This is a genomic window from Nocardia amikacinitolerans NBRC 108937, from assembly GCF_001612615.1.
In the GTDB taxonomy this organism is placed as follows: Bacteria; Actinomycetota; Actinomycetes; order Mycobacteriales; family Mycobacteriaceae; genus Nocardia; species Nocardia amikacinitolerans.
This window is the reverse complement of sequence record NZ_BDAU01000028.1, coordinates 123,965-136,415: the sequence shown is the minus strand read 5'-3', so window position 1 is coordinate 136,415 and position 12,451 is coordinate 123,965. Positions and strand designations below refer to the sequence as shown.

The 12,451-nt window shown below is 68.3% G+C and carries 9 protein-coding genes; 5 read left to right on the top strand and 4 right to left on the bottom strand.

Going from position 1 to position 12,451, the window contains the following annotated elements; all coding sequences use genetic code 11:
- Nucleotides 1–7 precede the first annotated feature (7 nt).
- Nucleotides 8–787, top strand: a complete 780-nt coding sequence (locus tag NAM01S_RS20870) for a DNA-formamidopyrimidine glycosylase family protein (protein ID WP_067787747.1) — start codon at nucleotides 8–10, stop codon at nucleotides 785–787.
- Between the two features lie 191 nt (nucleotides 788–978).
- A complete protein-coding gene (locus NAM01S_RS20865; protein ID WP_067787746.1) occupies nucleotides 979–2,934 on the top strand; it encodes a GMC family oxidoreductase N-terminal domain-containing protein in 1,956 nt (651 codons plus the stop codon).
- Between the two features lie 123 nt (nucleotides 2,935–3,057).
- On the opposite strand, the gene NAM01S_RS20860 is transcribed toward NAM01S_RS20865, so the two are convergent.
- From NAM01S_RS20860 to NAM01S_RS20850, 3 genes are read right to left on the bottom strand one after another with little or no spacing between them, the layout of a single operon-like run.
- The gene (locus NAM01S_RS20860; protein WP_067787745.1) at nucleotides 3,058–3,432 is read right to left on the bottom strand and encodes a DUF742 domain-containing protein; all 375 of its coding nucleotides are present in this window, start codon (nucleotides 3,430–3,432) and stop codon (nucleotides 3,058–3,060) included.
- On the bottom strand, nucleotides 3,429–3,854 hold the full coding sequence (locus NAM01S_RS20855; RefSeq protein ID WP_067787743.1) for a roadblock/LC7 domain-containing protein: 426 nt from the start codon (nucleotides 3,852–3,854) through the stop codon (nucleotides 3,429–3,431). Before NAM01S_RS20855 ends, NAM01S_RS20860 begins: the two co-directional genes overlap by 4 nt.
- Nucleotides 3,832–6,156, bottom strand: a complete 2,325-nt coding sequence (locus NAM01S_RS20850) for a sensor histidine kinase (protein ID WP_067787741.1) — start codon at nucleotides 6,154–6,156, stop codon at nucleotides 3,832–3,834. The genes NAM01S_RS20855 and NAM01S_RS20850 overlap by 23 nt, the downstream gene beginning before the upstream one ends.
- A gap of 446 nt (nucleotides 6,157–6,602) precedes the next feature.
- Between NAM01S_RS20850 and NAM01S_RS20845 the strand changes: the two genes are divergently transcribed.
- The 3 genes from NAM01S_RS20845 to NAM01S_RS20835 all read left to right on the top strand — a co-directional run bounded on the left by NAM01S_RS20845 (nucleotide 6,603) and on the right by NAM01S_RS20835 (nucleotide 11,109).
- On the top strand, nucleotides 6,603–6,842 hold the full coding sequence (locus NAM01S_RS20845) for a ribbon-helix-helix domain-containing protein (protein ID WP_067787739.1): 240 nt from the start codon (nucleotides 6,603–6,605) through the stop codon (nucleotides 6,840–6,842).
- Nucleotides 6,839–7,273, top strand: coding sequence for a type II toxin-antitoxin system VapC family toxin (locus NAM01S_RS20840; protein WP_067787737.1), 435 nt, complete (start codon nucleotides 6,839–6,841; stop codon nucleotides 7,271–7,273). The genes NAM01S_RS20845 and NAM01S_RS20840 overlap by 4 nt, the downstream gene beginning before the upstream one ends.
- A gap of 362 nt (nucleotides 7,274–7,635) precedes the next feature.
- Entirely contained in the window at nucleotides 7,636–11,109 is a 3,474-nt protein-coding gene (locus NAM01S_RS20835; RefSeq protein ID WP_067787735.1) for an indolepyruvate ferredoxin oxidoreductase family protein, read from the top strand.
- Nucleotides 11,110–11,319: 210 nt separating this feature from the next.
- On the opposite strand, the gene NAM01S_RS20830 is transcribed toward NAM01S_RS20835, so the two are convergent.
- Nucleotides 11,320–12,315 (bottom strand): AurF N-oxygenase family protein, encoded by a 996-nt coding sequence (locus tag NAM01S_RS20830; RefSeq protein WP_067787734.1) that lies wholly within the window; start codon nucleotides 12,313–12,315, stop codon nucleotides 11,320–11,322.
- Nucleotides 12,316–12,451 lie beyond the last annotated feature (136 nt).

Below are 12,451 nucleotides of genomic sequence, written 5' to 3'. Positions count from 1 at the left end.
GCGCCGCATGCCCGAGGGTGACACGGTCTTCCTGACCGCGCACCGGCTACGGCTCGCGCTCGTGGGAAAGACGCTGGTGCGCAGCGATTTTCGGGTACCGAGGTATGCGACGGTGGATCTCGTCGGCGAGCTGGTGGAAGAGGTCGGCAGCTACGGCAAGCACCTGTTCATCCGCACCACCACCGCGAGCATCCACACCCATCTGAAGATGGAGGGGGTGTGGCGCACCTACTGCGCGGGCGAACGCTGGACTCGGCCGCGGGTGACCGCGCGGGTGGTGCTCAGCACCGACGACACCGAGGCCGTCGGTTTCTCGCTCGGCACCGTCGAGGTGCTGCGCCGGGCCGACGAGCACACCGCGACCGACCACCTCGGCCCCGACCTGCTCGGCCCGAATTGGGATGCGGCCGAGGCGGTTCGGCGCTTGGCGCGACACCCCGCGCAACCGGTCGGCCTCGCCCTGCTCGACCAGCGCAACCTGGCGGGCATCGGCAACATCTACCGCAGCGAGGTCTGCTTTCTGCGAAGAGTGCACCCGGCGACGCCGGTCGGTGCGGTGCCGGATCTGCTGGCCTTGGTCAACGAGGCGCAGCGCGTCCTCACCCAGGCGGCGCACAGCCCGCCGTGGCGCGCGCTGGTCTACGGACGTCAGCGCTGGCCCTGCCAGCGGTGCGGCACCCGGATCGAGGTACGACCGCTCGGCGAGACGACGCCGCCGTCGGATCGCATCACGCAGCGCGAACGCGGCATCTACTATTGCCCTCGCTGCCAACCCGAACCGGACTGAACCCGCACCGTCGGTCCGCGCCCATCAAGTTGTCCGGGATTCCGCAACGAGAATCGGTAGATGCCCGTGTGAGCGGGTTGCAAATCGGTCTTTACGACGGTAATTCTCCAGAGTAGGGTTCGAGCTCGTCAACTTATGTGAGCCGTAATTCCGGTTGCGCCGCCACACTTTTCGGTCTCGGGGAGAACGCCATGGAACTCACGGCAGGGCAACGGGCTGCGCTGGAGCTGATCTGCGACACCTTCGCGCCCGGCGACGGCCTCGCGCTGCCGTCCGCCTCCGAACTCGGCGTCGCCGACGTGGTGCTCAGGCTGCTCGACCGCAATCCGCGCGAGGCCGAACGCAAGCAGCTCGCGACGCTGCTCGGACTGTGGGATTCCCCGGTTCTCGGCCTGCTGGCGGGCATGGGTCCGCGCCGCTTCTCCGCGCGCTCGCAGGCCGAACGCGAACGGCTGCTGCTCGCGTTCGGCGGATCGCGGCTCGGGGCCAAGCGCGCGATCTTCCAGGCGCTCAAACAGGCCGCGCTGCTCGCGTATTACACGACGCCGGGACCCGACGGCAGCAACCCGCTGTGGAAGGAGATGGGCTATCCCGCTCCGCCCGGTCCGTTGCCCGGCGCGCCGAAACCCGCCCTGCGGCCGGTCCGCCCCCGCGCGGACGACACGCTCGACTGCGACGTCGTCGTTGTCGGTTCCGGCGCGGGCGGCGGTGCCGCGGCCGCCGTGCTGGCCGAAGCCGGTCTCGACGTGATCGTCCTGGAGCGCGGCGAATACTACGACGACGCCGATTTCGGCGCGGGCGAGCTCGACGCGCTGCTGCGGCTGTACGCGCCGGGGCCGTCGGCCACCGCGGAGGGTCAGCTCACGCTGGTGGCGGGTACCTGCCTCGGCGGCGGCACGGTGGTCAACTGGAGCACCTCGCTGCGCACCCCCGACGACGTGCGCGCGGAATGGGCGAGCCTGGGCGCTGGACAGTTCGCCGAGGACGAGTATGGCTCGGCGCTGGACGCCGTCGAGCGGCGGCTCGGCGTCACCTTCGACCGCTCGCCCGGCTCCGCGCGCGACGGTGTGCTGGAGCGGGGGCTCGCGGCGCTGGGCTGGGATGTCGCCCCCTTGCCGCGCAACGTCACCGACGCGTGCGACGCGGGCGTGGAGTGCGGACGCTGCGGCTACGGCTGTCGGCTCGGCGCGAAGCAGACGGTCACCAAGACCTGGCTCGCCGACGCCGCCGCGCACGGTGCGCGGCTCGTGGTCGGCGCCGACGTCCGGCGCGTCGACGTGAAGGGCGGCCGGGCCGAAGGTGTTCGGGCGATGACCGCCGATGACGCGGAATTCACGGTCCGCGCCCGAGCCGTGGTGGTCGCCGCGGGCGCTATCCAAACGCCCGCGCTGCTGCGTCGTTCCGGGTTGCGGAACAAGAACATCGGCGACTACCTGCGCCTGCACCCCGCCTCGGCGGTCTTCGGCGTCTTCGACGAGGAGATCAGGCCGTGGGAGGGCGGGCTGCAAACCAGGATCTCGCGCAAGCACAGCGATCTGGACCAGCGCGGCTACGGCGTGATCTACGAGACCGGCCCGCTGCACCCCGGCCTGCTCGTCGGCTTCATGAACTGGCGCGGCGCGACCGAACATCGCGCGGCCATGCTCGATCTGGCCCGCACCGCGGCCGTCGGCGTGATCACCCGCGACAGCGACCACGGGCGCGTCACGGTCGACCGGTCCGGCGAACCGGTCGTGCGCTACCAGCTCTCCGAGCACGACCGCGCCCACCTGCACACCGGAATCGCTGGCGCAGCAAGCATTCTCGAAGCCGCGGGCGCGAAGCGCGTCTTCTCCGGGCACCAGGCCGGAGCGTCCTACGAGCCGGGCGTCAGCAGATCGCACGCGGAATTCGTCGCCGCCTGCCTCGCCGCCGGGTACGGTCCGGGCCGCTGCGGGATGGGCGCGCTGCACATCATGGGCTCGGCGCGGATGGGCGGCTCGCGGGCGATCTCGGCGGTGGATCCGGACGGCGCGACCTGGGAGGTGCCGAATATCGTCGTCGCGGATGCCTCGTGCTTCCCGACCGCGTCGGGGGTGAACCCCATGGTGTCGATCGAGGCGATCGCCTACATGAACGCCAAACGTCTGGCGGCACGCCTGAATTGAGCTGATCCACTGACCTCCGTGCGTCTGGTGCCGAGACGCCGGAGGTCGCCGTACCGAGTGGCAGTGCCCTGAATGTTGGTGTGCCGAGGTCGGTGCCGGCGTCCCGGGTTCGTGGTCCCGGAGTCAGAGCGCCTTGATGCCCTTCAGCACCGCGCGCAACACGTCCATGTCCCGCGGTCCCGCCTCGGGCGTCGGTTCGGGATCGCGGAAGTCCAGCAGGCCGTCGTCGATGAGGTCGCCGACCAGGATCTTGGTCGAGGTCAGCGGCAGGTTCAGCTGCGCGGCCAGTTCGGCGATGGACTGCGGTTCGCGGGCCAGCCGCACGATCTCGGCGTACTCGGGTTCGTTGCGGCGCAGCGTCCGTGATCCGGCGCGCACCACGAGCGTGAGCATGTTCAGCTCGGGCCTGCCGCCGCCGGAGCGCCCGCCGGTGACCGCGTAGAGGCGGACGAGCGGACCCGCCTCCTCGTCGAACCAAGACTCCCGCCGGTCGTTCATGGCCGTCGAGAACCGACCCCGTCGAGCTGTTGCGGGCGCGGGTCGACGGATAGGTGCGCGCCGACGCGCTGCACGGTCTGGTTCATCTCGTAGGCGACCATGCCCATGTTGGCGTTCTCCGCGGTGAGCACCGCGAGGCACGCGTTGTCGCCGGCCGCCGTGATGAACAGCACCGCGCGGTCGAGTTCCACCACCGTCTGGCAGACCCCGCCCGCGTCGAAATGGCTACCCGCGCTGCGCGCTACGCCGTGCAGGGTGGAGGCCATCGCGCAGAAGCGTTCCGCGTCCGAGCGATTCATCGCCGAGCTGTGGCCGAGGAGTAGTCCGTCGGTCGAGAGCACGACGGCGTAGCGGACGTCGAGCAGCCGTTCGACGAGATCGTCGAGCAACCAGTCGAGACTACGTGGCTTGGAGGTCGTCACCGGCACCTTCCTGCGGGGTCGTTGGGTTGTCGACGCGATTCAGGCGACCCTGCCGGGTGCCGTTCTCGATGGCCGACATGAGTGTGCGGGCTTCCTCGGCGGTGCGCGGCCGTGTGCCGGTCGCGCCGTTCTGGCCGGCGACAGGCGCGGCGGACGTCTCGCGACGGCGCTTGGGCAGGGCCGGTCGATCGCCGGAACCGGTTTCGGCGGTGGCGCTTTGGGGAGCGATCGGCGCGGCGAGAGCGGGGACAGGGGCGAATCCGTTGAACGTCCCGTTGCTCGCCAGCGCGTGCGGTTCGCGGGCGGCTTGCTCGCGCGGCGGCTCCTGACCGGTGGCGATCAGCGTGGTCGGCACAAGCACGATGGCTTTCACACCGCCGTAGTCGGATTCGGTCAGCCGGACCGAGATACCGTGCCGCGCGGCCAGTTTCCCGACCACGAACAGGCCGAGGCGGGCGTCGCTGGAGAGCGCGGCGACGCTGAAGTCCGGCGGTGAGGCCAACACCGTATTGCGTTCGACCAGTTCGGCTTCCGGCATACCGAGGCCCTGATCGGTGATCTCGATGGCGACACCCTTGCCGACCAGCGTGCCCGTCACCTCGACCCGCGATTCCGGCGGGGAGAAGGCGGTCGCGTTGTCGGTCAGCTCGGCGATGAGGTGGATGAGGTCGGCAACGGAGGTGCCCGAAACGCGCACCTCGGGCAGCTTGCCGATCTGAATCCTGGTGTAGTCCAAGCTTTCCGCGACCGCGCTGCGCACCACTTCGATCAGCGGCACCGGGTTGCGCCAGCGACGGCCAGGCTGTTCGCCGCCGAGGATGACGAGGTTCTCGGCGTTGCGCCGTGCCCTGGTGGCCAGGTGGTCGAGCTGGAAGAGCAGGTCGAGGCGGGCGGGGTTCTCCTCCTCGCGCTCGGCCTTGTCCAGCAGCGCCAGTTGACGGTGCACCATCACCTGGCTGCGGTGCGCGATGTTGAGGAAGACAGCGGCGACACCGGCCCGTGTCTTCGATTCGGCGATCGCGGCCGACACCGCGGCCACGTGCGCGCGGTTGAACGCGTCGGCCACCTGACCGATCTCGTCGCCGCCGTAGTCCAGGCGCGCGATCTCCTGCGGATCGACCTGGCTGCCCTCGCCGAGCCTGCGGATGGTCTCGGGCAGGCGCTCGTCGGCGAGTTCCAGGGTGTCGCGGCGCAACCGGTGCATGCGGCCGATGAAGCGGTTGGCCAGCAGCAGTGCGGCGAGGAAGGCCAACAGCGTCAGGGCCAGCACTGCGAGGCCGCCGTAGAAGGAGTTGCGGGCGATCTCCTCGCCGGTGGACCCGGCGGTGCGGTGGGCGTCGCGGCTCTGGTCCTCCCACAGCTTCAGCAGCTGCGAGCGCACGGCGGTGGCGGCCTGCTGCCATTCGCCGATGCCGAGGGGCAGCGGCGGCGGCTCTGCCGTGCGGGTGGTTCGAGAGGTGGACTGCCTGCCGGACGTTTCGCCGGTGGAACCACTCGTCGCGCCTTCGGAATCGCCGGTCTGGATGCCGCGATGCATGATCGCGTCCTCCATCGCGGTCAGCTGCCGCCAGGTGGGACTGGACGTGATCTCCTGCAGCTGTGCTTGGCGCTTGCCGCTGAGCACAGCTGTCGCGTAGGCGATCTCACCGCGGCCGTCGCCGACGTAATTGCCGAGCTCGGTGAGCTGTTCGGGAGTGAGCTGCTCGGAGATGAGCGCGGCCGAGCCGATCGCGCTCGCCCGCGAGACCGCTTCCGCCGCGCGCAGCGCGTGCACCCCCTTGTAGAGTTCGACGGCGATCTCGGCGTCCGGCGCCACCTCGGCGGCCAGCAGCGAGGCGAGCACGATGGTGTCGATGATCTGGTTGAAGGCGAGGAAAACCTGCGCCGAAGGGAGGGCGTGCGCGTCGATGCCGCCCCGCAGTGTGGGCAGCTGCTGGTAGAGCACGTCGTAGCCTTCGATGTCGCCCGCCAGGTCCGGCCGCAGTTCGGAGGCGGTCTCACCGAGGGATTCCAGCGCGGCCAGCGCCTCGTCGGAATTCTTGCGGGCGGCGGGCAGGGTGTTGGTCGCGTCGTCGTCGCCCGCCAAGTGCAGCAGCGAGGCGCGACGTTCCTCCTGGAACGCCTCGATCATCAGGATCGCCGGGGTGGTGACGGAGCTGGCCAGCTCGGCCCACGACGCCGCATTGCGACCGGCTTTCACCAGATACCAGGTGGCGCCGATGCCGAGCGCGAGCAGCGCGACGCTGGGGATGAGGACGATCGCCAGCAACCTGGTTCGGACGCCGAGGGGGCGGGACCACATGCCGGTCGGTAATACGCGGTGGATTCTGCTGCCTATCACCGATGATCTTGCCTACCTCTGGGCATCGCTGCCCCCGTGCGGACCGGCCCGTGCCGGATTCGAGCTCCGGCATGGGTCGGGTGTCGCCCTAGTCACTGAAAGAACGGCGACGCAATAACTTTCGTCGAGCAAAGAGGAGAGTAATAGGGAGCGGCGGTATTCGGGTAACGAAACGATATATTCGGAAACGCTACCAATGTGAATGCCGTGGTCACAAGGTATTTCGCTCGGATACTGCGGTACGCGCGGGGAGTTCGCGGGCTCGTGTTCTCGGCCCGCCGCAGGACTCCGCGATGAGCCCGTGATTCACGCCGGACATTCGACGCCGCTTATGTTCCTCATCCGGCGCACGCTCTGGCGTAGCTCGGGGCTGAAGTGTTCCGGTGTACATGTACTAGCATAGGTACATGTCACTCAAGAGAACGAATGTGTACGCCGATTCCGAAGACCTTGCCGTCATCAAGGATGCGGCTGCCCGCCGGGGGGTTTCCGAGGCTGAGATCATCCGCGACGCCATCCATCGGGCGGCGCAGAAGCTGCGAGTGTGGGCCGAGCCTCTGGACTTCCCGTCGTTGGATGGGCCCGGTACGCCAATCGGCAAGGCGGACGTGACGCGGGCCGTGGCCGACGGAGTGCAGCGCCGGTGATCGTAATCGCGGACACCTCGGGCATCATCGCGGCAGCCGATCGCAACGCCGCCGAGCATTTCGGCTGTCGCAAGTATCTCGAACTGGCCAGCCTTGTCGTGATTTCGCAACTTGTACTCACCGAGGTGGATCATCTGGCGCGGCAGCGGTTCGGCCTCGCCCACCGCAATACGCTGATGGATTTCCTGTTCGCGCAGGTGGATCGGATGCGGTTCACCGTAATGGAAGCTCGGCTCGAGACCTTGAAGGCCGCTCGCGCGGTCGAGCGGCGATATCGTGATCTCGAGCTGGATCTGGCCGATGCGGTGAACGTGGCGCTGGCGGCCGAATACGACACGGACGCGATACTGACTCTGGATCGGCGCGACTTCCGTGCGATGCGCCCGTTGGCCGACTACGAGTACTTCCGTGTCCTGCCGGACGATGAATAAGTGGTCCGGCGAACAAACGAAATCGACCCCGGAGTCGGTGGCTCCAGGGTCGAGGACGCTGTTCCTGCCTGACCGCGCAGCGCCGCGTTGAGGGCTCTGGATTCTTCCCGTCGGGCGTGCGGCGGCTGGTCGAGTCGGTTCTCGGCACGAGTTCTTGTCGATCACGTCTCAGCAGTGGTCGGCGTCACATCGATCTCGCATCCTGCATAGGCGCTGTCAAGGAATTGGCGTCCGGATTGAGCAGAATGCGCAACTAGAAGTCCATCTATTGTGCACTCCGATCTTTCAGGACAGGATGTCGGCAACCAAGTGCACAACTATGCGAGGCGTCCCGACCGGGCGCCGAGCGGATGGGTGGACCGATGACCGAGCTCGCCGACCGCGATCTGATCACCGCGCCATACGACCTCGCCGACCGCTACCGGGTCGGCTCCGGCACCGTCGTGCTGACCGGGGTGCAGGCGATCGCGCGTCAACTGGTGGAACAACACGTGCGTGATCTGCGGGCGGGTCTGCGGGTCGGCACTTTCGTCTCCGGTTATCAGGGCAGTCCGCTCGGCGGCGTGGACAAGATGCTCAACGGAATGCCCACCGTCCTCGCCGAGCACGACATCTTCTTCGTCCCCGGCTTGAACGAGGAACTCGCCGCGACCTCGGTGTGGGGCAGCCAGGCGCAACTGCCCGCGGGCAACGCGACACACGACGGCGTCGTCGGGGTCTGGTACGGAAAGGGCCCCGGCCTCGACCGCGCCACCGACGCGCTGCGGCACGCCAATATGTACGGCGCGAACGCGCGCGGCGGGGTGCTGCTGCTGGTCGGCGACGATCCGGCGTCGAAGTCCTCGACTGTGCCCGCGGTGAGCGAACGGTCGCTGGCGGCGATGAACATTCCCGTGCTCTTTCCGCGCAACGCGCGCGAGATCATCACCATGGGGCTGCACGGCGTCGCGCTGTCGCGGGCGTCCGGGTGCCTGGTCGCGCTGAAGATCGTCGCCGACGTGGCCGACGGCGCCTGGACGGTCGACGGCTCGGTCGGCGACATCGCCATCACCGTGCCCGAGATCGATTGGGAAGGGAAGCCTTTCAGCTATATCCAGCGTCCGATGGCCGCGCCGACCGACAGTGTCATCGCCGAGGCAGACCTATACGGACCGCGCTGGGAACTGGTGAAGGCCTACAGCACCGTCAACGAGCTGGACGTCATCGAGGTGAACCCGGCGCATGCCAGGGTCGGGATCGCCGCCACCGGAACCACTTTCGACGCGATGCGGCAGGCTCTGCTCGATCTCGGTGTCGATGACGCCGACCTGTCTCGAGCGGGCGTCCGACTGCTGCGCATCGGCATGCCGTATCCCATCGCCCCCGAACGTGTCCGGCAGTTCGCCGACGGGCTCGAGCGGATCGTCGTCGTCGAGGACAAGACCGCGTTCGTCGAGACGCAGATCCGCGACATCCTCTACGGCCGTCCGGGTGCGCCCGAGATCGTCGGTAAGGCCGATGCCGAAGGGCGGGTGTTGTTCAGCCCCAATGGCGAACTCACCTCCGGCCATATCGCGGGTCCGCTGCGCCGGGCTCTCGCCGGCTATCTCGACATGAAAAGGCCTTTGCCGCAGCCGTTGTCGCTGTCGGTACTGTCCGCCAAGCGCGCTCCGTACTTTTGCAGCGGCTGCCCGCACAACCGCTCCACGGCGGTGCCGGAGGGTTCGCTGGCCGGTGGTGGCATCGGCTGCCACACCATGGTGACCATGTCCGGTCGCGCCGACAGCGCCGTCACCGGCTTGACGCAGATGGGTGGCGAAGGGGCGCAGTGGATCGGGCAGGCGCCCTTCACCGACGTGGGCCATCTGTTCCAGAACATCGGCGACGGAACGTATTTCCACTCCGGCCAGCTGGCGGTACAGGCCTGCGTCGCGGCGGGGGTGAACATCACTTTCAAGCTGCTGCACAACGACGTCGTCGCGATGACGGGCGCGCAGGACGCGGAGGGCTCCATCGGCGTGCCGAAGCTCACCCACAAGCTCAGCGTCGAGGGGGTGCGGAAGATCATCGTCTGCGCCGACGAGCCCAAGCGCTACCGCAAGCGCGACCTCGCGCCGGGCACGCTGCTGTGGCACCGCGATCGGCTCGACGAGGCCCAGCGGCTGCTGCGCGAGATCCCCGGTGTCACCGTGCTCGTCTACGACCAGCACTGCGCGGCCGACGCGCGCCGCAAGCGCAAGCGCGGCGCCCTGCCGGTCCGGCGGACCAGGGTGATCATCAACGAGGCGGTGTGCGAGGGCTGTGGCGATTGCGGCGTCAAGAGCAACTGTCTTTCGGTGCAGCCGGTCGACACCGAGTTCGGCCGCAAGACGCGCATCGACCAGACCTCCTGCAACACCGACTACAGCTGCCTCGACGGCGACTGCCCCTCCTTCGTCACGGTGGAGCTGCCCGACCCGGCGAAACGTAAGCGGCGCAAGGAAGTTCGCCGTCCGCAGCCGCCGCGCCTGCCGGAGCTCGCGCTCGCGGCGCCGACCGGCACGCAGAACGTCTTCCTCGCGGGGATCGGCGGCACCGGCATCGTGACCGTGAACCAGGTGCTTGCGACGGCGGCGCTGCGCGCGGGCTACGACGTGGCGAGCCTCGACCAGATCGGCCTGAGCCAGAAGGCCGGACCGGTCGTGTCGCACCTGCGGTTCGCCGCGGACGCGCTGGAGCCCGCGAATCGGCTCGCTCCCGGCTCCGCGGACTGCGTCATCGCGTTCGACCTGCTCGCCGCGACCGACGACAAGAACCTGGCCTACGGTTCGCCGTCCGCGACCATCGCGGTGGCTTCGACGAGCAAGACCCCGACCGGCGACATGGTCTACGACAAGTCCGTCGCCTATCCGGACGAGTCGTCGCTGCTGGCCCGGTTGGCGCGGGCGGCGAAGGTGGTTGGCTCGTTCGACGCGCTCGCCGCCGCCGAAGTGCTCTTCGGCAACACCGCGGCCGCCAACTTCCTGCTCGTCGGCGCGGCGTACCAGAGCGGGGGACTGCGACTGCCCGCGTCGGCGATCGAGGAGGCCATCGAGATCAACGGCGTCGCTGTCGCCGCCAATATCGCGGCCTTCCGCTGGGGCAGGATCGCGATCGCGCGGCCCGCGGAGTTCGCCGTCGCGACCGCGCGCAGCAAGCCCGAGCCCACCCCGGTGGTTGTGCCCGCGGATCTGTTCGACGGATTCACCGCGACCGGCGAGACACGGCGGCTGGTGGAGCTGCGCGCGGCCGAGCTGATCGGGTTCCAGAGCGTCGCGGTGGCGCGCGACTACGTGCGCACCGTGCGGCACATCTGGGACACCGAACGGCGGGTCACCGACCGCACCGAATTCAGCGAGCAGGTGGCGCGCGGGCTGTACAAGCTGACCGCCTACAAGGACGAGTACGAGGTCGCGCGGCGACTGACCGATCCGGCGTTCCTCGCCGAGGTCGCCACCCAGGTGCCCGACGGCGCGAACCTCACCTACCGCCTCCACCCGCCCGTCCTGCGGGCGCTCGGCAGGGACAAGAAGATCGGCATGGGCCCGCGAAGCCATCTCGCCCTGCGCCTGCTCGCGAAGGGAAAGCGCCTGCGCGGCACCGCTTTCGACCCCTTCGGCTACGCCCACGTCCGCCGCGTCGAACGCGAACTCCGCGCCCACTACGTGCGCATGGTGACCGCGCTCGCCAACACCCTGGACGCCGACGGCTACGACCGAGCCGTCCAGGCCGCCGCCCTGCCCGACGTCGTCCGCGGCTACGAGGACATCAAACTCGCCAATATCGCGCAGTACGTCGAGCGGTTGCGCGAACTCGGTATCGAGCCGCCACGGATCTGATGCCCGGCCGTATCATCGTGCGAGGCAGGCACTTCCGAGGTTCCTGCCCGTGCCTACCTCGACGGTGATGTTCGTACTCGCCGACGACCAACTCGGCCGTGAAGACGTGGGCCCCGGTGGAATTCGGGGTCCACGTCGAGGTGTCACCGCTGACCGACTTTTGGGACCGCCGGCGCAGACGTCGGAATGGTCCGGTTCCGGTGAGCGCGGTCAGCGGTCGGGTTCGCTGCGGTAACGGGAGATTCGGCCGTCGATTCCGCAGAGCTTCCATGCGAGCTTGGCGACCGGGTTCATCAGCCCGGAATCCGTGGCGAGGGCGCGGACGTCGGCGAAGATGCCGCGCAGGGTCGCCTGGGATTCTTCACTGCGCCAATACAAGTCGTCGATCACCGATTTCGGGATGTCGAACTCGCGCCGGAACTCGACCGGCGGCGTCATGATCATCTCGCACATCACCCGCATCACGATCGGCGTCAGAACCGACAGCGCGGACTTGCGGATCGGGTCCAGTCGCGGCGCGTTCTTGCGCAGGTACTCGTGCGCGAACGAGATGTGCCGCGCCTCCTCCGCGACGTGGATCTGCATCACCCTGGCGACCATCGGATGCATCTGCGCGCTGGAGCGCAGGATCGCCTTCTGCATGTGGTCGATCGGCTCCTCCCCGCCGAGGACCATGGTGAAGAACAGCGCGGGGAAGTACACCACGGTCGGCCAGATCGCGAGGGTGAGTTTGCGATCGATCGACCCCATGCCGACGACATCCATGCCGATCCGGTCGATCATCTCCTGAAACATCAGGGTGTGATTGCACTCTTCTGCGGCTTCGTGGGTGATGAAGCGGAACTCCGGATCGCCGTTGTCGAGCCTGGCCGCGTACTGCATGATCCCGCGAATCAGCAACTGCTCGAAGTGCAGTCCGACCTTCGCGATCCCCGCCTGCCGCCACATGCCGATGGCGATCTGCCGCTCCTCCGGCTGCGCCTTGTACCAGGGGTGCCGCCCCAGCGGATCGGCGTCGGGCAGTATCCACCGCCGGTCGGTGGGATCGACAGCGAATTCCGGTGAATCCCAATCGATGTCGACGTACGGGTCGAAGTGCCGCTCCACGGATCCTTCGGACAGCATCGTCAACTTCGCCGCGTACTCGACGTCTTCGATCTCACGAACGCGGTCGAGTGTGATATCAGGCGATTGGGCGAGCCCCATTGCCTGCCCCTTTCCTCGGGTACAAAACTACTGTTACCAACAGTAACATATAGTCTCGTAATCGCATCGGGCTGTTCGCTGTGCACGCGGCTCTCGCGCACCGGATTGCCGGCTAGACCATTCCCTGTTCCCATGC